24 protein-coding genes and 2 pseudogenes are annotated in these 21,971 nt (G+C 70.3%); 13 read left to right on the top strand and 13 right to left on the bottom strand.

Translation table 11 applies throughout. The annotated features are described in order from the left end of the window. Positions 1-20: 20 nt before the first annotated feature. Positions 21-1,118 carry a DNA-methyltransferase gene (locus IF129_RS23880; RefSeq protein ID WP_191211892.1) on the bottom strand — a complete coding sequence of 366 codons (1,098 nt, stop codon included), beginning with the start codon at positions 1,116-1,118 and terminating at the stop codon, positions 21-23. A gap of 458 nt (positions 1,119-1,576) precedes the next feature. Here IF129_RS23880 and IF129_RS23885 point away from each other — a divergent pair. After that, positions 1,577-2,382 (top strand): annotated as a pseudogene (locus IF129_RS23885) (NUDIX domain-containing protein). Here IF129_RS23885 and IF129_RS23890 read toward each other — a convergent pair. Beyond that, positions 2,366-3,376, bottom strand: a complete 1,011-nt coding sequence (locus IF129_RS23890; protein WP_318153921.1) for a tetratricopeptide repeat protein — start codon at positions 3,374-3,376, stop codon at positions 2,366-2,368. The pseudogene IF129_RS23885 and the gene IF129_RS23890 overlap by 17 nt on opposite strands. 454 nt (positions 3,377-3,830) lie before the next feature. Between IF129_RS23890 and IF129_RS23895 the strand changes: the two genes are divergently transcribed. From IF129_RS23895 to IF129_RS23945, 11 genes and pseudogenes are all read left to right on the top strand, one after another. After that, positions 3,831-4,175, top strand: a complete 345-nt coding sequence (locus IF129_RS23895; RefSeq protein ID WP_191211893.1) for an SCO3933 family regulatory protein — start codon at positions 3,831-3,833, stop codon at positions 4,173-4,175. A 4-nt stretch (positions 4,176-4,179) separates the two neighbouring features. Beyond that, complete coding sequence (locus IF129_RS23900; RefSeq protein ID WP_191211894.1) at positions 4,180-5,544, top strand: FtsK/SpoIIIE domain-containing protein; 1,365 nt, start codon at positions 4,180-4,182, stop codon at positions 5,542-5,544. Positions 5,545-5,628: 84 nt separating this feature from the next. Next, complete coding sequence (locus IF129_RS23905; RefSeq protein WP_191211895.1) at positions 5,629-5,829, top strand: hypothetical protein; 201 nt, start codon at positions 5,629-5,631, stop codon at positions 5,827-5,829. A 26-nt stretch (positions 5,830-5,855) separates the two neighbouring features. Next, positions 5,856-6,550: pseudogene (locus tag IF129_RS23910) on the top strand (DUF2637 domain-containing protein). Positions 6,551-6,565: 15 nt separating this feature from the next. Further along, complete coding sequence (locus tag IF129_RS23915; protein ID WP_191211896.1) at positions 6,566-6,760, top strand: mobile element transfer protein; 195 nt, start codon at positions 6,566-6,568, stop codon at positions 6,758-6,760. An 18-nt stretch (positions 6,761-6,778) separates the two neighbouring features. Then, on the top strand, positions 6,779-6,955 hold the full coding sequence (locus IF129_RS23920) for a hypothetical protein (RefSeq protein ID WP_191211897.1): 177 nt from the start codon (positions 6,779-6,781) through the stop codon (positions 6,953-6,955). A gap of 17 nt (positions 6,956-6,972) precedes the next feature. Beyond that, positions 6,973-7,308 (top strand): SpdD-like protein, encoded by a 336-nt coding sequence (locus tag IF129_RS23925; protein ID WP_224755490.1) that lies wholly within the window; start codon positions 6,973-6,975, stop codon positions 7,306-7,308. A 92-nt stretch (positions 7,309-7,400) separates the two neighbouring features. Then, positions 7,401-7,598, top strand: coding sequence for a hypothetical protein (locus IF129_RS23930; protein WP_191211898.1), 198 nt, complete (start codon positions 7,401-7,403; stop codon positions 7,596-7,598). After that, on the top strand, positions 7,591-8,976 hold the full coding sequence (gene repSA, locus IF129_RS23935; RefSeq protein WP_191211899.1) for a replication initiator protein RepSA: 1,386 nt from the start codon (positions 7,591-7,593) through the stop codon (positions 8,974-8,976). The genes IF129_RS23930 and repSA overlap by 8 nt, the downstream gene beginning before the upstream one ends. 2 nt (positions 8,977-8,978) lie before the next feature. Then, the gene (locus IF129_RS23940) at positions 8,979-9,173 is read left to right on the top strand and encodes a helix-turn-helix transcriptional regulator (RefSeq protein WP_191211900.1); all 195 of its coding nucleotides are present in this window, start codon (positions 8,979-8,981) and stop codon (positions 9,171-9,173) included. Beyond that, complete coding sequence (locus IF129_RS23945) at positions 9,173-10,408, top strand: tyrosine-type recombinase/integrase (protein ID WP_191211901.1); 1,236 nt, start codon at positions 9,173-9,175, stop codon at positions 10,406-10,408. Before IF129_RS23940 ends, IF129_RS23945 begins: the two co-directional genes overlap by 1 nt. A 114-nt stretch (positions 10,409-10,522) precedes the next feature. Here the strand turns inward: IF129_RS23945 and IF129_RS23950 are convergent, their stop codons facing one another. The 6 genes from IF129_RS23950 to rpsB all read right to left on the bottom strand — a co-directional run bounded on the left by IF129_RS23950 (position 10,523) and on the right by rpsB (position 15,758). Continuing rightward, positions 10,523-11,077 carry a GNAT family N-acetyltransferase gene (locus IF129_RS23950; protein ID WP_224755491.1) on the bottom strand — a complete coding sequence of 185 codons (555 nt, stop codon included), beginning with the start codon at positions 11,075-11,077 and terminating at the stop codon, positions 10,523-10,525. Between the two features lie 70 nt (positions 11,078-11,147). Then, positions 11,148-12,251: a phosphatidate cytidylyltransferase gene (locus IF129_RS23955; RefSeq protein ID WP_191211902.1), complete on the bottom strand. Its 1,104-nt coding sequence runs from the start codon at positions 12,249-12,251 to the stop codon at positions 11,148-11,150. A gap of 29 nt (positions 12,252-12,280) precedes the next feature. Then, positions 12,281-12,838 carry a ribosome recycling factor gene (gene frr, locus IF129_RS23960; protein ID WP_191211903.1) on the bottom strand — a complete coding sequence of 186 codons (558 nt, stop codon included), beginning with the start codon at positions 12,836-12,838 and terminating at the stop codon, positions 12,281-12,283. 155 nt (positions 12,839-12,993) lie between these two features. Further along, the gene (pyrH, locus tag IF129_RS23965) at positions 12,994-13,743 is read right to left on the bottom strand and encodes a UMP kinase (RefSeq protein WP_191211904.1); all 750 of its coding nucleotides are present in this window, start codon (positions 13,741-13,743) and stop codon (positions 12,994-12,996) included. 133 nt (positions 13,744-13,876) lie between these two features. Next, positions 13,877-14,713 carry a translation elongation factor Ts gene (gene tsf, locus IF129_RS23970; RefSeq protein WP_191211905.1) on the bottom strand — a complete coding sequence of 279 codons (837 nt, stop codon included), beginning with the start codon at positions 14,711-14,713 and terminating at the stop codon, positions 13,877-13,879. Positions 14,714-14,879: 166 nt separating this feature from the next. Continuing rightward, positions 14,880-15,758 carry a 30S ribosomal protein S2 gene (rpsB, locus tag IF129_RS23975; RefSeq protein WP_191211906.1) on the bottom strand — a complete coding sequence of 293 codons (879 nt, stop codon included), beginning with the start codon at positions 15,756-15,758 and terminating at the stop codon, positions 14,880-14,882. Positions 15,759-16,092: 334 nt separating this feature from the next. Between rpsB and IF129_RS23980 the strand changes: the two genes are divergently transcribed. Beyond that, positions 16,093-16,938, top strand: coding sequence for a murein hydrolase activator EnvC family protein (locus tag IF129_RS23980; protein WP_224755492.1), 846 nt, complete (start codon positions 16,093-16,095; stop codon positions 16,936-16,938). Here the strand turns inward: IF129_RS23980 and IF129_RS23985 are convergent. The 5 genes from IF129_RS23985 to IF129_RS24005 all read right to left on the bottom strand — a co-directional run bounded on the left by IF129_RS23985 (position 16,901) and on the right by IF129_RS24005 (position 21,830). Continuing rightward, entirely contained in the window at positions 16,901-17,461 is a 561-nt protein-coding gene (locus IF129_RS23985; protein ID WP_191211966.1) for a TetR/AcrR family transcriptional regulator, read from the bottom strand. The two genes, IF129_RS23980 and IF129_RS23985, sit on opposite strands and share 38 nt — an antisense overlap. Before the next feature lie 89 nt (positions 17,462-17,550). After that, entirely contained in the window at positions 17,551-18,390 is an 840-nt protein-coding gene (whiG, locus tag IF129_RS23990; protein ID WP_191211907.1) for an RNA polymerase sigma factor WhiG, read from the bottom strand. Positions 18,391-18,711: 321 nt separating this feature from the next. Continuing rightward, positions 18,712-19,857, bottom strand: coding sequence for a DNA-processing protein DprA (gene dprA, locus IF129_RS23995; protein ID WP_191211908.1), 1,146 nt, complete (start codon positions 19,855-19,857; stop codon positions 18,712-18,714). Beyond that, positions 19,854-21,455, bottom strand: coding sequence for a YifB family Mg chelatase-like AAA ATPase (locus tag IF129_RS24000; protein WP_191211909.1), 1,602 nt, complete (start codon positions 21,453-21,455; stop codon positions 19,854-19,856). The genes dprA and IF129_RS24000 overlap by 4 nt, the downstream gene beginning before the upstream one ends. Beyond that, a complete protein-coding gene (locus IF129_RS24005) occupies positions 21,456-21,830 on the bottom strand; it encodes a YraN family protein (protein WP_191211967.1) in 375 nt (124 codons plus the stop codon). Positions 21,831-21,971 lie beyond the last annotated feature (141 nt).

Raw genomic sequence — 21,971 nt, forward strand, 5'->3', positions numbered from 1 at the left:
AAAGAGGAAACCACCGTAAGCTAAAAGAGGCCGATAGGTTCGCTACCGCCTTCGCCATTCTGGAGCGGCAGCTTCGGCAAACCGTCGGACATGCCACGCAGGCGCTGACCGAATGCGGCTTCCTCTCCAGTTAGGCGACTCTCCAACTCCACGAGGTGATGAGCCTCGTCGTACCGGCGAGATTTTCCTCGCTCGGTTGGCTTCTTGCCAACTTGCACTGCAAAGCGGTAGTTGTCGGCCGACTCACCGGTACGCTCAACGTAATCGCGAAGCGTTTTCAAGTTGGGGAAGATTCCCGCTGAATCTGGCTCACCCGAGAGTCGCCGCAGCGCAATGCCATGGTAAACCTCGTCGAGTTCAGCACCCAGATAGTGCCGACCGTGGTCCCGAGCCACAACTGCGACGGTACCAGTTCCCATATAGGGGTCGAGTACCGTGTCTCCCGGTTTCGTGGTCGACAGCAGCATTCGAGCTACCATGTCCTCGGGGAATTGAGCAGGGTGAATTGTCTGCTCTTCGTGGTTATGCTTCACGTTTTGAAATACCCAGATATCCCCTGGATTCTTACCAAGAGGATTGCAGGTCAATTCCCCCTTATTGCTCCCCCGCCAGGCCTTCTTGTTCTGATATTTCTGAGGGACACGAATCTCATCCAAGAAGAACTTGTATTCTTCCCCTTTGGAAAACCACAGAATCGACTCGTGGCGAGCAGAGAACTTGCCCCTTGCATGCAAGCCATGAGGGCGCACCCAAACGATGCGGTTACGTGGGACGAGTCCGAGGTCTTCGAGAATGGGAAAGAATTTCACATCCAGCGGGATGTGGACTCCCTTATTGGCGTACACTCCGACTTGCCAGAAGATCGACCCAGTTTCCTTCAGTACCCGATGGCATTCCCGAAGGACCTGACGCTGCACAGAAAGATACTCATTAAGTTCCGTACGGGACTCGTAAGACTTCCCAATATTATAGGGGGGAGAGGAAATGACCGTGTCTACGACATTGCTTGGAAGGCTCTTCAACCACTCAAGGCAGTCACCCAAGTGGATTTCATCGAGGTGTGACAATTCCGTCCCCTTCGCGCTGTGACTGGTCAGGGTAGCATCAGGCGATGCCATCCATCAGTTCTAGGGGCAAACAGCGTGCAACGGAGTGACTCGTGAGGTCGGTGGAGCGACTTTGGGCGGTGTCCTGCCCAGCTTGGGATCGAGCATGACCAGGGGGCCATACGCTGGCCCGCGAACTTGGGCAGCCTCTGGCCTGCCCGCGTTTTGCCCAAGTGGCCCCCTGGTCTTGCTCGATGAGGGCCCCGAGCCGGGGAGGTGCCTAAAGTCGCGGAGCCGACCGACCCACGACGGCGCTTTCTCTAGCCTTGCCCCCGGCTCCGCCGCGGCCGACGGCGGCGGCCGGTGCCGGTGGCGGAGACATGGAGGCGGCGGACGCCGACGGCGGGCGCGCCCCGCGCCGTGCGCGGGGTGCCTTGATGAAGTAGGGAAACTTGTACCGCTCTGTTTGAGTGTCGCGGGTGGCGGCTACGCTGGTGCGAACCAGTCGAGGAGCGGGAGTGTGCGAGGGGATGGCGACGAAGAAGGCACGGCTTGAGGCCACGATCCGTGAGTGGATCACGTCGGGCGAGTACGGGCCGGGAACCAAGCTGCCTTCTGAGCGCGTGATCGAGCAGGAGCAAGAGGTCGGGCGCACTACGGTCCGGCTCGTCCTCGCCAAGCTCGCCGCTGAGGGTCTGGTGGAGCTGCGCCATGGCAGCGGCAACTTCGTAGCCGAGTCCAAGGAAACCACCGAAGGGTGAACGCCGACGTGTCGGACGCACTGGAGCCGTGGCAGATCTACGGCGAGCGGAACATCTACGACAACCGCTGGGTGAAGCTCGACCTCGTCGACGTGGAGCCGCCAGGTGTGAAGCGCTTCGAGCATCACGTCGTGCGCTTGCAGCACGTGTCCATCGCGGCCGTGCTCGATGATCAGGACCGCGTGTTGATGCTGTGGCGCTACCGCTTCGTGCCGCGTCAGTGGGGCTGGGAGCTGCCGGGCGGCATCGTGGACGCGGGTGAAGACGCCCACGCCACCGCGCTCCGGGAGGTCGAGGAAGAGACCGGCTGGCGCCCCGAGGTCCTGGACCACCTGGTGACCTACCAACCCATGGTGGGCATGGTCGACTCGCCGCACGAGGTCTTCGTAGGACGCGGGGCACAGCACGTCGGCGATCCGACGGACATCGAGGAAGCGGGCCGCGTCGCCTGGATACCGCTCGATGACGTGCCGGGCCTGATGGCACGTGGTGAGCTCATGGGTTCAGGCACGCTCGTGGCCCTGCTCCACCTGCTCGCCGCGCGGGGCAAGGGCACTGTCACCAGTCTTGGGTGAGTTGCTCGATCCGGCGGCGGTGCCGTACGGAGTTCGTGCGGTTGGCCAAGAGCCGGGCTTCGCGTAAGTGCTCCCGTGCCTCGTCGTATTCGTGCCGTGCTAGGTGAGCGTGCGCAAGGTCGCAGCGCAGTCCGGCCGCAGCTCGGATGAACGACGGTTCGATGGTGTCGAGCGCCTGGTAGAGACTGCTCACTGCCTCGTCGTCCCCGAGGAGCGCGAGCGCGTTCCCCCGCCAGCGGGTCAGGTGGCCTTCGTTCAGGAAGATGCTCAGCATGTCGTCATCGCGTGCGGTTTCGCCCGTGGGCATGCAGGCTGTCGCCTTCTCCAGGGCGCGGCGGCAGTCGTCCGGCATTCCGGCCTTGGCGGATAGCTCTGCCTCTGCGGCATGGAGCCATGCACGCAGCCTCGGGGAGAGCCGCCCGGAACCGACGCGTTGGGCGTCGCGTACGAGGTCGACGGCAAGCGCGGGGCGTCCGGCATCCGCGAGCACGTACGCCTGCTCGCCCATGGCGTGAACGAGATACATGGGCTCGTCGGCTTCCTGGGCTGCGCGCTTCCCCAGTTCGTAGTGGCGCCAAGCTCGTTCGACCGCGCCCATGTCGAGCGCCTGCCAAGCGGCCAGAGTCGCGGCACCGGCCAAGGCTCGGGCGACGGGACGCCGGGTTTCTGGGAGAACCGCAAACGTCAGGGCGTCTTCCAGCGTGGACAGGTGGCCGGTCATCTGGTCAACCAGCCCGGCCGCGCCCATCTGCCGATCTACGGTGCGGAGAAACTCCGTCTGGTCCATGAAGGTCTTCACCATGGTGGCGCTGACACTGCGGGCCGAGTCGATGCGGGCTGTCAGCTCGTCGTATCCGCCGACGGAGACCAAACCGCCGGCCGAATTCTCTGGGGCGAGTAGCTCTTGATCCGTCACTCCGAGGAGCGCACGCAAGATCCGGGCGTACCTCTCGCTGATGGTCCGACGGCCGTTCTCCCACTCGGAGACGTACACACGCAGGCTGGCTGTGCTGGCGATATTCACTACATGTTGACGTGCGTGGCGCTCGATCTCCCGGACCAGGCGCTCTTGCCTCGCGCGCTTCGGATGTCTCGCAGTCTGTTGGTCACCTGTACCACCCGGCAGGTTGGTCCGTCAGCCCTCCCCCAGGATGCCGTAGATCACCGATCGCTGTCAGGGGTTAACAGTCTGCTGTTAATTCCTGTTGGCTACCGGCGCGTTGCGCTAGCCGCTTCCCTAGGTAGTGGCGACGCAGGGGCATCGAAGACAGATCCCCGGCAGGCTTGACACTGGTGCGCACCAGTTGCAATCTAGTGGTGCGCACCAGTTGAGCTCCGTGCTCTCTCTGAGTGCTGCGTCGGCATGACAACCCATAGGCAAGGGGCGGCGCCCTACCGCCAAGCAAGTCGCCGCCCCGCGCCCCCTCGACAAAGGGAGCAACACAATCATGCGTCAGATTCCTGTGGACACCACCACTGCCGCCGTGATGGTGGCCCAGCCGCCTCAGCCGAAGCTCGTCAACCGGCAGACCGGCGAGATCGCAATCGACCGCGAGACCGGCGACAAGCTGGCCACCGTCGACGTCCTGTTCGTGATGAACGGTCAGGCGGAAGTCATCTCCATCACCGTCCCGGAGTCGGGTATCTCGGGCGAGCTGACCATGGGCGCGCCCGTCGGCCTGACCGGCCTGGTGGCGCGCCCGTGGGAGAACGAGTTCAACGGACAGAAGCGGCACGGGATCAGCTTCCGGGCGGTCGCCGTGACGGCGCACTCGGCGGGTAAGGCGGCCTGAGGTCATGTCGCTTCTGGTGATCACTGCGGTCATCCTGGGTGTGGCGCTGTTGCTGAGGTGGCAGCGCCCGGCCTGGTACTGGCTGAGCTTCGGTGTCGTGGGCGCCGGTGTGCGGGTGCTGGTGCGGTACGCGTCGGTGATGGACGCCTGCGGGCTGACGGTGGCGCCGTCCCGGCTGCGGCTCGGGTTAGCCCGCCTGACGCGCACCGCCGTCCCTACCTCGCGCGTGCCGCGCATCCTGGCGGTGCGAGTGACGCGCTCAGGCCTGGTGCTTCGGGTCAAGCTGCGGCCCGGTCAGGACGCGTTCGACTTCATGGCCTCCACCGACCGGCTACGGCACTCGTTCACCATGCAGGGAGTCACCTGCCGGGAGCTGCGGGCCGGTGTGGTCGAGCTGCGCATGACCGGCTACGACGTCCTTCGCCGAGTGCAGATGCCCGCGCGGTTTGCTGCAAGTCTGCTTCGGGTGCCGGTGGCCCTTCGTGATGACGGGGAGGTGCATTACCGGGACTGGCGTCAGGTGCCGCATGCGCTGAACATCGGTGCGGTGGGCTCGGGCAAGTCCGTCTACCAGCGTCGCCTGGTGAGCGAACTCGCCGCGCAGCCGGTTGCTCTGGTCGGGATCGACTGCAAGAACGGCGTGGAGCTGGCGCCGCTTGCCCGCCGCTTCTCCGCTCTGGCCGACAACCCTGACGACGCCGCCGCTCTCCTGGAAGCCCTGTTGGGACGCATGGCGGGGATCTACGACGTCATCCGCAGAGAGCAGCGCATCAGCGCTGACGTGCCCGATGGCGAGATCACTGCCGACATCTGGGGGCTGCCGGTGCACCTGCGGCCGGTACCGGTCGTGCTGCTCGTGGATGAAGTCGCCGAACTCGCCCTGTTCGCCAACACCACCGAGAAGAAGCGCCGCGACCGGATCATCACTGCCCTGGTCCGGCTCGTCCAGCTCGGCCGGGCTGCCGGAATCTACGTGGAGGTCTGCGGGCAGCGGTTCGGGTCCGACCTGGGCGACGGCATCACCCTGATGCGGGCCCAGCTCACCGGCCGGACCGCCCACCGCGTCAACGACCAAGCCTCGGCCAAAATGGCCTTCGGCGACATCGCCGACGACGCTGTGCTGGCCACGACGATGATCCCCACCAACCGGCCCGGCACCGCTGTCACCGGGGACTCCTCCGGCGGCTGGGTGACCATCCGCACTCCGCACACCACCCTGCGGCAGGCAGTGAACACCTGCAACGCCCACGCTCACCTGACCCCGGACCTGACTGAACTCGCTCCCTGGCGCCCGGCTCTCCCGACCGCTGTCGCGCCGACCTCGACGGCGCCGGTCTCCCTGGTCAAACCCCGCCCGGTCACCGACTGACCGCCCCTCACTCCGGCTGGCGCGGCCTCCTCCGTGCCGAGTCCCTACCCGGCCCATGCCCGGAACCGATCGGAAGGAGCCGCCATGGCTGCCCGGAAGACCACTTCGCCCAAAAGGCCGCGCAAGGCCAAGCCCGCTGAGCCGCAGTGCACCCCCTGCCGAGGCACGGGATGGGTGACCGAGTCCTACCACGTCGGCCGTTCCCAGACCCCGGTCGGCGAGACGGACGCCCTGTGCTCCCGCTGCCTGGGCTCCGGGATCGACCCCACCCCCGACCGCTGGTGACCGGCTCCCGGAAAGGAGAGTCCCCCATGCCTCGAATCCGACTCGACGTCGTGCTCGTACAGGCCGTGATCGCCGGGGCCCTCTCCTTCGCCCACCTTCACGACCTCGCCGCCGCTGCCGGACAGACCGGCTGGAAAGCCTGGGCCTACCCCGTCTCGGTCGACCTGCTGCTCGTGGCGGCCTGGCACCGCATCCGCACCCTGCAAGCCGCCGCCTGCCCGGCCGGACTCGCCTGGTGCTGGTTCGTCATCGCCCTGACCACGTCCCTCGGCGCGAACATCGCGACGGCCGGGCTCCTCGACCTGACCGACGTGCCCGCGTGGCTGCGCATCCTCGTCGCCGGATGGCCTGCCCTCGCCTTCTTCGGCGGCACCCTGCTGGCCCACACCACTCCCCCCCCGACACCGAACCCGAAGCGGCCTCGGACGCGGACGCTGCCGACACGGCGCAGAGCCCGGCCGTCGTCCTCGACCGTCCGCCCCTGCCCGACCCGGCACCGGCCGTGGAGACACAACGGCCGGCCGATTCCCCGGCCACGGAATCCCCGGTCGCCGAGTCCGCCCCGTCCGTGTCGGTCCCGGCCCCGCTGCTCGCGCATGCGCGGAAGGTCGCCGACACACACCGGGCGCAGACCGGCCAGCCGATCGACACCGACACCCTGCGCGCCCGACTCAACGTCCCCTCGCCGATGGCCTCGGCCATCGCCGCCCAACTCCCCTGAAAGGAGAACCCCGCCATGGCTGCTCGCGACTTCTTCCACTCCATCCAGCGCATCGGCCCCGTTCAGATCGGCACCACCCGTAACCGCCGCACCGGCCAGACCCGGCACGCCGCCGTGTGCACCAACGACGACTGCGGCTGGTCCGCCGACTACGCCAACCGCACCGCCGCACAGCTCGCCGCCCGCACCCACCGCTGCCGCACCCACTGACCCGATCGGAGACCCGCCATGAACGTCGAACTTCCCCTGATCATCGCCGTCGGCGTCGTCGGCTACTTCGGCATCCGCCTCTACCGCCCCCCGACCTGGCTCCTCGTCGTGCTCCTCCTGGGCGGCTACCTGCTCGCCGACACCTTCATCGCCCCCGCCATCGACGGCGGCCTCACCGACCTCACCACCGACTGACCGAAGGGACTCCCGCGATGTTCCAGCCCAAGTACCCCACCGCCCCGGCCACGATCTCGACATTCACGACCTCGGCCGTGCTCACCCCCACCGCCGTCCACCCGCCGACCTCCACCAGTTCGGCCTGCGGCTGCCAGCCCCCCGCCCCGGCTCCCGTCCCGGCCTCCACCCCCATCCAGCACAGCCCGGCCGTTCGCACCGGCGCCCTTCTCGCCGCTGGCGCCGGTGGCGTGCTGCTGGTCGGCACTGTGCTGGTCTCCCTGCTGCTGGCCGTCGCCGTCACCGCCGCCTCCGTCACGGTGTGCGCGCTCGTCCTGCGCTCCTTGCTCAAGCCCCGCCACACCCGACGCTGACCGGCCCTCGGGGCGGCCACGTACCGCCAAGCACACGCCGCCCCGAAGGCTCCAGCCCCCATCCGATCCACTGAACCGAAGGGACACCCATCATGACCCACCCCGCCCGCCCCCGGATGCGGCACTGCCCCAACTGCGACGGCTTCCCCACCGTCCACATCACCACCGGCCACCACCGCCCCGACGGCACCCGCGCCACCCTCCGCGTCACCTGCCGGACCTGCCACGGCACCGGCCTCGTCCGCCTCAGCGCCCCGACCCCGCTCGCCTCGGGGGCGGCCCGTGACTGACACCGCGACCTTCGCGGGCCTGGACCCGGTCACCCTCGCCGACACGCTGAGGGTGACCGGGCTCCCCGGCTTCCACCGCTGGCAAGAGCAGGTGCGCCACACCGGTGGCTGCGCCGACCCGATCCACCTCACTGGGTGGACGCTGACGAAGGACCGCACCACCGGCCAGACGCTGCACCGCTACTCGACCGAGGACGAGCCCGGTGGACGGCTGAGGGTGGCGTGCGGGAACCGGCGGGCCTCCCGCTGCCCGGCCTGCGCCCGCCTCTACGCCGCCGACACTTACCACCTGATCCGCGCCGGACTCGCCGGAGACGACACCAAGAACGTCCCGGCCACCGTGCGGGATCACCCTCGGGTATTCGCCACGCTGACGGCGCCCTCGTTCGGCCCGGTGCACAACCGGCCCGACACCGGACGCTGCCGCTGCGGCACCCGCCACGACACCGATGACCCAGCTCTCGGCACACCGCTCAATCCGGACACCTACGACTACGCGGGTGCCGTGCTGTTCAACAACCACGCCGGGGAACTGTGGCGACGGTTCACCAACCGGCTCCGACGCGAGATCGCCGCCCGCGTCGGCTTCACCCAAAACGAGCTGCGCCAGCAGTGCCGCATCTCCTACGGCAAGGTGGCCGAGTTCCAACGGCGCGGGGCCATCCGCTTCCACGCCGTGATCCGGCTGGACGGGCCGGACGGACCTGACGACACGCCTCCGGCCTGGTCCACCGTGCAGCTCCTCACCGACGCAATCGAGGCAGCCGTGCGGCACTCCTACACCACCGTGACGGTCCCGGCCTCCGACACCGAACCGGCACGGTGCCTGCGATGGGGCACTCAGCTCGACGTCCGGCCCATCCAAGCCCTGGGAGCCGGTGAGGAGCTGACCGAACAGGCGGTCGCTGCCTACGTGGCCAAGTACGCCACCAAAGCGGCCGAGACGACAGGCACGCTCGATCGCCGAATCGGGGAGCTTCACGAACTGGAACGGCACAACGTACCTGACCACGCCCGGCGGCTCATCCGGGCCTGCTGGGACCTCGACGCCGTGTATCCGGATCGGCGGCTGTGGGCCTGGGCACACATGCTCGGCTTCCGCGGCCACTTCTCCAGCAAGAGCCGCCGCTACTCCACCACCCTCGGCGCACTCCGCCAGGTCCGCGCCGACTACCGCGCCGAAGAACAGCGCACTGCACTCGGCCTCGACGACATCGAACCGGACACCATCCTCGTCCTCGCCGACTGGCAGTACGCCGGACACGGCCACACCCCCGGCGAATCCCTCCTCGCCGAAGGCATCGCCCGAGACCTCGACCTCAACCGCGACACCACACGCCAAGCACTGGCCGACCTCGACCACGAGAAGGAGTGGTGACCGTGGCCCGCACTCTGCCTCAGCGGTACCTGAGCCCGGTGGACCTCGCCGACCTCCTGGGCGTGCCGATCGAGACCGTCTACCAGTGGCGCCGCAAGCGCACCGGTCCCCGCGGCTTCCGAGTCGGCCGACACCTGCGCTACGACCCCGAGGACGTCCGCCACTGGGTGGCCGACCTCATGGAAGAGGCTGCCTGATGGCCGGACACGTGCAAGACCGCTGGTACCGCACCGGGCAAGGGCCGAACGGCAAGGCGGTCAAGGTCAAGACCGATCGGTACGGCCTCGGGCTGCGCTACCGCGCCCGGTACATCGGCCCGGACGGCACGGAGAAGTCCAAGAGCTTCCCCGACCGGCAGAAGCGGCTTGCGGAACAGTGGCTCGCGCAGATCGAAGCCGATATGACGCGGGGCCAGTACGTCGACCCGGCAGCAAGCCGCGTCACATTCCAGCAGTACGCCGAACGCTGGATCATCGGTTTGACCACCGACCTGACCACCCAGGTAGCCGTGGAGGCGCGCCTACGGCTGCACGCCTTCCCGCGGATCGGTGCCCGACCGCTCGGATCCTTCCGGCCCGTTCACATCCGGGAGTTCGTCAGAGACTTGGAGCGCGATTCCATGGCGGGCTCGTACGCCCGAACGGTGTACGGCAACGTGCGGGCAGTGCTCTCGGCCGCCGTGGATGACGGCCACCTCGCTCGCAATCCGTGCAGTGCCTCGTCCGTCCGTCCGCCGGCCGTTTCCGTGAACCGCGTGGTTCCGTTGCTGCCCGCTCACGTCCGTGCCGTTCGTGCTGGGCTGCCCGAGCGGTACCGCGCGATGGTGGACGTCGGTAGCGGGTGCGGCCTGCGGCAGGGCGAGATCATCGGGCTCACCGAGGACGCGGTGGACTTCGACGGCGAACGGCTCCGCGTGGTCAATCAGGTGAAGCTGATCCGAGGTGTGGCCGTCTTCGCCCCGCCGAAGATGGACAAGGAGCGAGACGTACCGCTGCCGTCATCGGTTGCCGAGGAGCTGCGACGGCACATGAAGGATCATCCGCCCGTGGATGTCGAGCTGCCGTGGCGCAAGCCGGACGGGCCTACCGTAGTGCGGCGGCTCCTGTTCACGAACTCGGCGGGCTGGGTCGTCTGGCGAAGCAACTTCAACGCCCTGGAATGGAAGCGGGCGCTGGCCGCGGCCGGACTCATCCCGGCACCCGAGCCGGGCGAGCGGCACACCTCAGCTCGGCAGTACGGCATGCACGCTCTGCGGCACTTCTACGCCTCGGTGCTCCTGGACGCTGGGGAAAGCGTCAAGGCCGTGAGCGAGTACATGGGCCACTCGGACCCGGCGATGACGCTGCGGGTGTACGCGCACCTGATGCCCAGTAGCGCCGCCCGTGCCCGCCGTGCCATCGACCACGTACTCGATCCGGCCTACGAGTCCTGACGGCCCAGGGACGGCCCACCCGGCCCTGACAGGCCCCCTGCTGGTGCTTAACGCACTGGTCAGGGGGCGTTTCGTTGGGCGCAGGAGAAGAGTTCTCCAGGCGCAGGCATAACCTCACCAGTGTCGCAGATCGTCTCCGGGTGCCGAGCCGGTCGCCCCGGGGCCGGCCGGCCGGGCGTAGCGCACCTCGGGCACGGGGACGGAACCGTAGGTCTCGCTCTGCACGGCGCCGTCCGCCCGGTACCCGGCCGCCTCGTAGAAGCGGCGGGCGCGCCGGTTGTCGCGCAGCACCCACAGCAGGAGGGCGTCGTAGTCCCCGGTCGCGGCGTGGACGGCCGCGAGGAGGGCCCGGCCGACGCCCGTCCCCACGAGGTCGGGGCGGACGTAGAGGGCGTACAGCTCCCCGGCGCGCCGCCCGGCGGCCGTGCCGCGGTAGGGCCCGAACGCGGCCCAGCCGACCACACCGCACCCGTCGTCGGCCACGAGCTGTGTGGTCCGGGGGTCGGCCTCGGCGAAGGCCGCCGCACGCCGCGCGGCATCGGCGGCCACCGTCATCGCGTCGAGATGGGCCTGCGGCACGATCCCCGCGTACGCGACCTGCCACCCGCGCACCCGGACGGCCGCCACGTCCCCCACGTCCGCCGCTCGCATCGTTCGCACCCGCACCATGTGGGTACGCTAGCCGCCGGATCATGGGTACGGCATCCGCGTTTCCGGGGCCCCCGTACGGGGCGCGCGGTCAGCCCGTGCCGACGAACAGGACCAGCAGGAGCCAGACCACGGGTGCCGTGGGCAGGAGCGAGTCGAGTCGGTCCATGATGCCGCCGTGGCCGGGCAGCAGGTTGCCCATGTCCTTGATGCCGAGGTCCCGCTTGATCATGGACTCGCCCAGGTCCCCGAGCGTCGCGCTGGCCGCCACGGCGAGCCCGAGCAGCAGACCCTGCCACCACGAACCGCCGGAGACCAGGAACTGCATGCACAGGGCGCCGGCCACCATCGAGAACCCGATGGCGCCCAGCAGCCCCTCCCGGGTCTTCCCCGGGCTGATGCGCGGCGCGAGCTTGCGCCGGCCGAAACGCCAGCCCACCGCGTAGGCGCCGGTGTCGCTCACCACCGTCAGCAGCAGGAACGTCAGCACCCGCTGCGCACCGTCGTCGGCCGCGAGCAGCAGGGCCACGAACGTGGCCAGGAAGGGCACGTAGAAGGCAGCGAAGACGCCGGCCGTGACGTCCTTGAGGTAGCCCTGCGGCGACTGGGCCATCCGCCACACGAGCACGGCGAGACAGGTCCCGGCCATCGCGACCCACGCCGCCTCGGCCCCACCGGCGTATCCGGCGACGACCATGGCCGCCCCGCCGACGGCGAGCGGCACGAGCGGCGCCCGGATGGCCCTGCGCTCGTCCAGCCGCTTCGTCAGCTCCCACAGGCCGACGACGACGGCGAGCACGATCACCGCGACGAACACGTCCTTGACGAGGAACAGCGACGCCAGGATGACGGCGCCGAGCCCCAACCCGACGCCTATGGCCGCCCGCAGGTCACGCCCGGCCCGCTTCGCCCGACCGGGCGGCGAAGCGGGCACCGGGGTGGCCGGGGAGGAGCCGGGCCCGGCGTCACCCGGCGGAAGCGGCGGCGGGCTGCCGTGCGGGGGACCGTCCGGCCGGGCTCCGGAGCGGTCACCGTGCTCGTCCTGGTTCCCGCCGGCGTCGGGCACGATGGGCATAGGCCGAGTCTGCGCCGTATCGCGGACGTCGGGTGCGGGACCCGCCGACGGACCCCTGCCGGGAGCGGGAGAGAACCCGTATCCGGTGGTCGGGGACGCACCCCAGGGTGAGTCGTTCACTGAATCGCAGCCCTTACCTTGGCGAAGCGTCAGACCTCGAGCAGCTCGGCTTCCTTGTGCTTGAGCAGCTCGTCGACCTGGCCGACGTACTTCGAGGTGGTGTCGTCGAGTTCCTTCTCGGCGCGCCGGCCCTCGTCCTCGCCGATGTCGCCGTCCTTGACGGCCTTGTCGATGGCCTCCTTGGCCTTGCGGCGGACGCTGCGGATGGAGACCTTCGCGTCCTCGCCCTTGCCCTTGGCGACCTTGATGTACTGCTTGCGCCGCTCCTCGGTGAGCTCCGGGAACGTCACCCGGATGATGCTGCCGTCGTTCGACGGGTTGACGCCCAGGTCGGAGTCGCGGATGGCCTGCTCGATGTTGCGCAGCGCGCTCTTGTCGAACGGGGTCACCACGGCCATGCGCGGCTCCGGGACCGAGAAGGACGCCAGCTGGTTGATCGGCGTCAGCGCCCCGTAGTAGTCGGCCACGATCTTGTTGAACATCGCCGGGTGCGCACGTCCGGTGCGGATCGCGGCGAAGTCCTCCTTGGCGACGACGACCGCCTTCTCCATCTTCTCCTCGGCTTCGAGGAGGGTCTCTTCGATCACCACGTGCTCCTGGTTCGATGAATGAGCGGATTGAGCGGATTCGGGCGGTGCCCCCGCGTCCCGGTCCCCCGGGTTCGCGAACCGGGTCGTCGCGGGCAGCGCCCCGGTGCCTGCACGATGTCCGACCGGCAGGCCCGTGTCCACCGGTACGGCGGTCAGCTCCTGGTGCTCTGGCTGCTGACCAGCGTGCCGATCTTCTCACCTTGGACGGCACGCGCGATATTGCCCTCGGCGAGGAGCTCGAAGACGAGGATCGGCAGTTTGTTGTCCCGACACAGGGTGATGGCGGTCATGTCGGCCACCTTGAGGTCGCGCGTGATGACCTCGTCGTAGTTCAGGGCGTCGAACTTGACCGCGTCCCTGTTCTTGGCCGGGTCGGAGTCGTAGACACCGTCCACGCCGTTCTTCCCCATGAGCATGGCCTCGGCGTGGATCTCCAGGGCACGCTGGGCGGCGGTGGTGTCGGTGGAGAAGTACGGCATGCCCATCCCCGCACCGAAGATGACGACGCGCCCCTTCTCCAGGTGCCGGATCGCCCGCAGCGGGATGTACGGCTCGGCGACCTGCCCCATGGTGATGGCGGTCTGGACGCGGGAGTCGATGCCCTCCTTCTCCAGGAAGTCCTGGAGGGCGAGACAGTTCATGACCGTACCGAGCATGCCCATGTAGTCGGACCGGGCCCGGTCCATGCCCCGTACCTGGAGCTCGGCACCGCGGAAGAAGTTGCCGCCGCCGAGGACGACGGCGATCTGTGCCCCGTCCCGGACCACGGCCGCGATCTCTCTCGCGATCTTGTGCACGATGTCGGGGTCGACGCCCAAGCCGCCGCCGCCCGAGAACGCCTCGCCGGAGAGCTTCAGCAGGAATCGGCGGGGGATGTCGGTGTCGGTTTCGGTCCTGCTCATGGGGATCTCCTCGTGCACATACGAGGAAGGCCATTGCCGGAACTGGCGGGTTCCTGTGGCAATGGCCTCCTCGTAGCGGCTTGTCCGGGCTGCCGTGTGCCCGACCCTATAGCGGTCGGACCGCTGTGGTGGTTCAGGCGCCCACGCGGATGCGCGCGAAACGGCTCAGCGAGACACCGGCCTCGTCCAGGACCTTCTGGACGGACTTCTTGTTGTCCTTGGCGAAGGGCTGGTCCAGCAGGCAGTTCTCCTTGAAGAAGCCGTTGAGGCGACCCTCGACGATCTTCGGCAGAGCGGCCTCGGGCTTGCCCTCCTCCTTCGCGGTGGCCTCGGCGACGCGGCGCTCGTTCTCCACGGTCTCGGCCGGAACCTCGTCGCGGGAGACGTACGTGGGCGCGAAGGCGGCAATGTGCTGCGCGACGTCCTTGGCGACCTCGGCGTTCTCCTTGTCCAGCTGCACGAGCACGCCCACCTGCGGCGGCAGGTCGGGGTTGGTGCGGTGCAGGTAGGTGGCGACGAAGCCGCCGGAGAACTGGGCGAAGCGGTCGAGCACGATCTTCTCGCCCAGCTCGGCGTTCTTCTCGTCGACGAAGGCCTGGACCGTCTTGCCGCTCTCGATCTCGGAGGCGAGCAGGGCGGCGGCGTCGGCCGGGGAGGTCGCGGCGATGTGCTCGGCGATGGTGGCCACCGCGGCCTGGAACTTGTCGCCCTTGGCGACGAAGTCCGTCTCGCACTTCAGCTCGACCAGGACACCGGAGGCCTTGTCGTCGGCGATCAGGGCGGCGACCGCGCCGTTCTCGGCGGTGCGGGACTCGCGCTTGGCGACGCCCTTCTGGCCCTTGACGCGGAGGATCTCGACGGCCTTGTCGACGTTGCCGTCGCCCTCGTCGAGGGCCTTCTTGCAGTCCATCATGCCGGCGCCGGTGAGCTCCCGGAGCTTCTTGACGTCGGCGGCGGTGTAGTTCGCCATGGGGTGAATCTCTTCCCGAAGAGTCGATGGAGGAAATCGAGTGGTCTGGGTCGGACCGGTCCCGGGTGGCGGGACCGGCCGTCCTCAGGTGCGGGCGCACGGCGGGATGCGACGCGGCACGCGTCGCATCCCGCCGTGCGCCTGACATGCACGGTGCGTCCGGGCGTCAGCCCTGCTCGGCCGGGGCCTCGGGAGCGGCGGCCTGCTCCTGGGCCGGCTCCTCGGCGGGCTTGTCCTCGGCCTTGGCCTCGGCACCCTCGGCGGCGGGCTTCTCGCCCTCCAGCAGGTTGCGCTCCCACTCCGGCAGCGGCTCGGCCGCGGCCTGCTCGCCGCCGCCCTTGCCCTCGGCCGCGCCGGAACGGGCGATCAGGCCCTCCGCCACCGCGTCGGCGATCACCCGGGTCAGCAGCGTGACGGAGCGGATCGCGTCGTCGTTGCCCGGGATCTTGTAGTCGACCTCGTCCGGGTCGCAGTTCGTGTCCAGGATCGCGACGACCGGGATGTTGAGCTTCCGGGCCTCGCCGACGGCGATGTGCTCCTTCTTGGTGTCCACGATCCAGACGGCGCTGGGCACCTTCTGCATGTCGCGGATACCGCCGAGGGTCTTCTCCAGCTTTGCCTTCTCGCGGGAGAGGACGAGCAGCTCCTTCTTGGTGAGGCCGGAGGCGGCCACGTCCTCGAAGTCGATCTGCTCCAGCTCCTTGAGGCGCTGCAGCCGCTTGTGCACGGTCGAGAAGTTGGTCAGCATGCCGCCCAGCCAGCGCTGGTTGACGTAGGGCATGCCCACGCGCGTCGCCTGCTCGGCGATCGCCTCCTGCGCCTGCTTCTTGGTGCCGACGAACATGACGGTGCCGCCGTGGGCGACCGTCTCCTTGACGAACTCGTAGGCGCGGTCGATGTACGACAGCGACTGGAGCAGGTCGATGATGTAGATGCCGTTGCGCTCGGTGAAGATGAAGCGCTTCATCTTCGGGTTCCAGCGGCGGGTCTGGTGCCCGAAGTGGACGCCGCTCTCCAGCAGCTCCCGCATCGTGACGACGGCCATAGCCGTTCTCCTCGTGGTGTCTCGGTTGTCGGCGACGGCCGGTGGCCGTGCCCCTGACGCCCCGGACGCGTCGTACCTGGCGTCTGCGCCGTCCACGCAGGTGGAGGGCGGTCGTCAGGACCGAGATGCGCGGCCACCCGCCGGACGGACCGGGAGGGGTGGCGGGGCGTGCGAAGTCGACCCGGTGACCCGGGTCGCCAGCAGAAGTGTACGGGACCGGCCGCACGCCGAGCGACACGCTCGGATGGGTGAGGGTCTCGTCCACAACCGACCGGTTGTCCACAGACCTCGTCCATGATCAGCGAGCGGCGCCGGAACCTGTCACGGTGCGTGCATGCGCAGACCTTCGAGGAGCGTCCCGCTCACCCCGCCGCCGCTGTTGCTGTCCCTCCTGATCCTGCTGCTCCCCGTCGCCGGGTCGGCGTGGGCCGCGTCGGAGGGGTCGGTGGGGTCGGTGGGGTCACCGGTGGCACGGGGAACGCCGGTGTGGCCGGTAGGCCCCGATACCGAGGTGGTGCGGGACTTCGCGCCCCCACCCGAGCGCTGGCAGCCGGGCCATCGCGGCGTGGACCTGGCCGGGCGGGTGGGGCAGCCGGTCCGTGCCGCGGTGGACGGCGACGTGGTGTTCGCCGGAGAGGTCGCCGGCCGGGGCGTCGTCTCCGTGGAACTGGCGGGGGCGCCGGGGCCCGCGCCGCGGACGACGTACGAACCGGTCCGGCCCTCCGTCGCGCGGGGCGACCGCGTCCGTGCGGGGCAGGTCATCGGCACCCTCCTCGGCCGGCCCTCGCACTGCGCGCCGCGGGTCTGCCTGCACTGGGGGCTGCTGCGGGGGCGCTCCTACGAGAACCCCCTGTCGCTGCTAAGCCACGGGCACCCCGTACTCCTCCCGGTCTCCGGCGTACCGGTGCCGACGCCGCGCGCCCTGGGGGACGCCGACCTCCGGCGGACGGTCGACCGGCGACGCCCGGCGGACGCCGACCGGGGAAGCGGGACGCACGGCACGGGCCTGGGCGCGGCGGCCCTTCTGACCGGGGCCGCGGCGTGGGCCTCGCGCCGGCTGCGGACCCGCCCGGAGGGCGCAGGGCCGGCGGGGAAGGCGGTCGGGTCGGCGGAACGGCGCGGTGGCGGGCGCGGAACCGGACTCAGGAAGGACCGCCGGCGGCGCGCAGAGCCATGGTGACCACGGCCTCCGTCACCACCGCCGGGTCCTCCACGGCGAGCTCGATGCGCCGCACCGCGGCGTCCACCAGCCCCTGGATCAGGACGGCGGCGAGCCGGGGCTCCGCGTGGCCGAGTGCCTCCAGGGCCTCGACCGTCATGGTGATCAACCCGCCGTGCGCGGCTCTGATCTGCTCGCGCGCGCCCTGGTCGAGCTCACCGGCGGAGATGGCGACGACGGCCCGGTGCCGCCGGTCCCCGGCGAGGGCGAGCTGCTGCCGGACGTACGCCTCGATCTGGCCCTGCGGAGTGGCTGCTTCCGCCATCGCCGACTCGACCTCGGCCGCCCAGCGGGGGAAGTCCACGGCGCACAGTTCCTCGACGACGGCGGCGCGGGAGCGGAAGTACTCGTACACGGACGAGCGGGCCAGCCCGGTCCGTTCGGCGAGGGCGGGGAAGGTCAGGGCTTCGGTGCCGCCTTCGGACAGCAGGGTGCGGGCCGCCTCCAGCAGGGCGTGACGTTGCATCGTCCGGTGCTCGGCCACCGTGGCCGCTCGAATCCTGGGCACGGGTCCCAGCCTACGACCTGCCGATCACCGGATCACGGTGGAGGCACAGGTGCGGAAAAGACGATTCAGCGGTCGACCTCGGCCAGCTTCGCCCGCAGTTGGAGCACCGACTTGGTGTGGATCTGGCTGACGCGGCTCTCCGTCACCCCCAGCACCTCACCGATCTCGGCGAGCGTCAGGCCCTCGTAGTAGTAGAGGGTGACCACGGTCTTCTCCCGCTCGGGGAGGGTGTTCACCGCCCGGGCGAGCAGTCTGCGCAGCTCCCGGTCCTCGGCGATCTCGACGGGGTTGTCCGCGGCCGTGTCCTCCAGGGTGTCCATCAGGCTCAGCCGGTCGCCGCTCTCCCCGCCGACGTGCAGGAGCTCCTCCAGGGCGACGACGTTGGCCAGGGAGAGCTGGCTGAAGACGGCGTGCAGGTCCTCGACCGCGATCCCCATCTCGGCGGCGACCTCGTTCTCCGTCGGCGTGCGGCGCAGCGTCGCTTCCAGAGCGGCGTAGGAGCGCTCCACGGCTCTGGCCTTCTGGCGGACGGAACGGGGGATCCAGTCCAGGGCCCGCAGCTCGTCGATCATGGCGCCCCGGATGCGGGTGATGGCGTACGTCTCGAACTTGATCGAGCGCTCGGGGTCGAACTTCTCGATCGCGTCGATCAGCCCGAAGACGCCCGAGGAGACGAAGTCGGCCTGTTCCACGTTGGCCGGCAGCCCGACGCTCACCCGGCCTGCCACGTACTTCACCAGGGGCGAGTAGTGCAGGATCAGCTGCTCGCGCAGCCGTTCGTCCCCCGTGCTCTTGTACGACCGCCACAGCTGCTCCAGTGAGCGGGGTGCGGCGGGCGGCGCCGCACCGGGCTCGGCCGGCGGCGCCGTGGCCGGCCGGGGTGACGCGGAGATGTGGTGGGGCATTCGTTACCTGGAGCCGTTCTGCCGGGGTCGGAGCCGTGATCAGGGATCGGGGGACGGTTGCGGGGAGCCATGAGGAGGGGCCCGGCGTCGAGGAGGGGAGGGAGAACTTTGCGAGCGTAGCGTGACCGTCACGTCGCAAAGGGCGATGAGCGTTCGATGCGGGATGCGCAGATACGTTCTTCGGCCCGCACCCTCGTGGGACTCCCACGCCACCCGCGCCGCCTCGCGCAGGTCCACGCATATCTGCCGTTCCAGGCGCATGTGCTCACCCTTTCACTCGGTCCTCCCAGGTCAAGCACCACTTCGTCACCCGTTGGGGTGTCACCCGGGCGGGTGTGTCAATTGCCAGCGGTCTTGGACGCCCTCGACGAACCCGAGAGCCCGGAGTTCGCCGAGCCTGGCGCGCGTCTGTTCGGCCGCCGTTCCCGAGGCCCGGGCCACCCACTCCACCGGCACAGCACGCCCGGCGGGCAGGGCTTCGAGGACCCGCACGGTGGCCGGATGGAGAAGGTCACGGGCGAGCACCGGCCGGTCGGGAACCGGCGCGAGGGCGCCCATCGGCCCGACCAACTCGATCACCTCCTCGGCACCGGTCACCAGCTGGCCCTCGTTCCGCAGCAGTGCGTGCACACCCGAGGAGAGCCCCGAGGTGACGGCGCCGGGCACCCCCATGGTGTGCCTGCCCAACCGCGCCGCCCAGCGCGCGGTCGACAGGGAGCCGCTGCGCAGCCGGGCTTCCACGACGACGGTGCCCCGGGTGAGCGCCGCGATGACGCGGTTGCGCAGGACGAACCGGGGGCGCGTGGGGTGCTCCCCCGGCGCCAGCTCCGCGAGGAGCCAACCCTCCTGGCCCAGGCGCGAGATCAGTTCACGGTTGCCCGGCGGGTAGGCGACGTCGACCCCGCAGGCCAGCACGCCGACCGTGGAGCCCCCCACCGCCAGCGCACCCCGGTGCGCCGCCGCGTCCACGCCGTACGCGGCGCCGGAGACGACCGTCCAACCGTGTTCGGCGAGCCCGGCCCCGAGCATGGACGCGACGTGGGCGCCGTACTCCGTACAGGCTCTCGCACCGACCACGGCCACCGACCGCAGCGCCGCGAAGCGGAGCGAGGCGGCGCCCCGGGCCCACAGCCCGACCGGCCTGGCCGTCGCCAGATCGTCCAGCTGACCCGGCCACTCGACGTCTCCCGGGCACAGGAACCGGCCGCCGAGCGCGGTCAGCGTCTCCAGGTCCTCCGCCGGACGTGCGGCTGCGGCCCGCAGCCGCAGGCCCGCCCAGCGCCGCTCGCCGACCCCCGGCAGCGGAGTGGCGGCGCCGAGGGCCCGCGCCGTCTCCACGGGCCCGTAGCGGGTGAGCCAGCTCCCGGCGAGTTCGTCGCCCGGCTCGACGATCCTGGTCAGTGCCACCCGGGCCAGCCGCTCCTCGTCGGTGGCACCCCCTCCGTCGGTGACGCCGCGGCCGCTCATCGGCGGGCTCCCACGAGCGGGACGCCCCGGCTGATGCCGGTGCGGAGCTGGAGCGCGCCGTCGACGTCCTCCCGGCGGGGCCGGTCGTGGCCGCCCAGGTCGGCGATCGTCCAGGCGACCCGCAGCACGCGGTCGAGCCCCCGAGCCGTCAGCAGTCCACGCTCCATGTCGGCCTCGGCGGAGTGCAGCGCGCCGGGGGCCACCCGCCAGCGGGTGCGCAGCTCGTGCCCCGGGACCTCGCTGTTGGTCCGCCACGGCGTCTCCGCGTACCGTGCGGCGGCCCGCTCCCGGGCGGTGAGCACCCGGGCGGCGACCGTCGCGGTGTCCTCACCGCTCCGACCGGCCGCGAGCAGTTCGGAGCGGGCGACGGGCTCGACGGTGACGCGGAGGTCCACCCGGTCCAGGAGCGGCCCCGACAGCCTGGCCCGGTAGCGGCGGACGGCCGAGGGCCGGCATTCGCACGGCTCACCGCCGGCCGACCCGTGCCGGCCGCAGGGGCACGGGTTCGCGGCGAGGACGAGCAGGAGCCGCGCGGGCATCCGCATCATGCCCTGGGTCCGGGCGACGACGACGTGTCCGGCCTCCAGCGGCTGGCGCAACGCGTCCAGAAGGCGGCCGCTGCACTCGGCGGCCTCGTCGAGGAAGAGCACGCCGTGGTGGGCGAGCGTCACCGCGCCGGGGCGGGGGAGGCCGGTGCCTCCTCCGATGAGGGAGGCCATGCTCGCCGAGTGGTGCGGCGCGCAGTACGGGGGCCGGGCGATCAGCGGCTCCCCCGGTGGCAGGGCGCCGGCCACCGAGTGCACCGCCGTCGCCTCCAGGGACTCCTGGCGCGTGAGCGGCGGCAGGAGCCCGGGCAACCGCTCCGCGAGCATGGTCTTGCCCGCGCCGGGGGCGCCCTTGAGGAACAGGTGGTGGCGACCGGCGGCGGCGATCTCCAGGGCCCTGCGGGCGCCCGCCTGACCGGCGACCTCCGCCATGTCCACCGGACGGGCGACCGGGGACCCACCGCCCCCGACTCCCCACGGCAGGGCCGGCCCGCCGAGCGTCGTGTCCGGCCCTTCGTCGGCGGCCTCCTCGGGCACCGGCTCGTCGGCCAGGACGGCGATGAGCTGCCGGAGGCTGCGCACGCCGAGCACCGCGACGTCCGGCACGAGGCGGGCCTCGGCAACGGCCTGCTCCGGTACGACGACCTGTCGGTATCCGGCGTCGGCGGCAGCGAGGACGGCGGGCAGGATGCCGCGGACCGGACGGACCCGGCCGTCCAGCCCCAGCTCCCCGATCATCATGACGCCGGCCAGCCGCCGCAGGTCCACGCGCTGCGCGGCACCGAGGACGGCGCTTGCGACAGCCAGGTCGAATCCGCTGCCGCCCTTCGGTACGGAGGCCGGGCTCAGCCCCACCGTGAGCTTGCGCTGCGGCCACTCGACGCCGGAGTTCACCACGGCGGCGCGGACCCGGTCCTTGCTCTCGACCAGCGACTTGTCGGGCAGCCCGATGAGGGTGAAGGCGGCGACGCCGGGCTCCAGGTCCGCCTGCACCTCGACGAGCACCCCCTCGACACCCACCAGGGCGACCGAGCACGTCCGGGCGAACGGCATTCAGGCCACCCCCCGCACGTGCTCGACGACCGGCGCTCCACGCCGGGGCAGCAGAACCCCGACGAGGTCGATCCGCACGCCGCCGGTGGGCGGTCTCCCGTAGCGGACCAGCCAGCGCTCGGTCAGCCAGCGGGACGCCAGCCTGCGCAGCCGGGCCGCCTTGCGGGGTGTGACGGCGGCCATCGGGTGCTGCGGACCGCCCGCGCTGCGGGTCTTGACCTCGCACACCACCAGGGCGTCCCCGTCCCGGGCGACGATGTCGATCTCGCCGTCCCGGCAGCGCCAGTTGCGCTCCAGGACCGCCATGCCCGATGCGCGCAGCCTCCGTGCCGCCAGGTCCTCCCCGTAGCGGCCCAGTGCCCCTTGTGCGTTCATCTCGTCCACCTCCACCGCCGACTGTGGCTGCACGGCGGACACGGTGGGGATCTTGCCGCTTTTCGGTGGACAACTCGCGGGTTGTGGACAACGCGGCCACCCGTGGGGGTGACCACGCGTGCCGCCGCGACGACCCAGGGG

Source organism: Streptomyces chumphonensis, from assembly GCF_014779715.1.
Classification (GTDB): Bacteria; Actinomycetota; Actinomycetes; order Streptomycetales; family Streptomycetaceae; genus Streptomyces; species Streptomyces chumphonensis.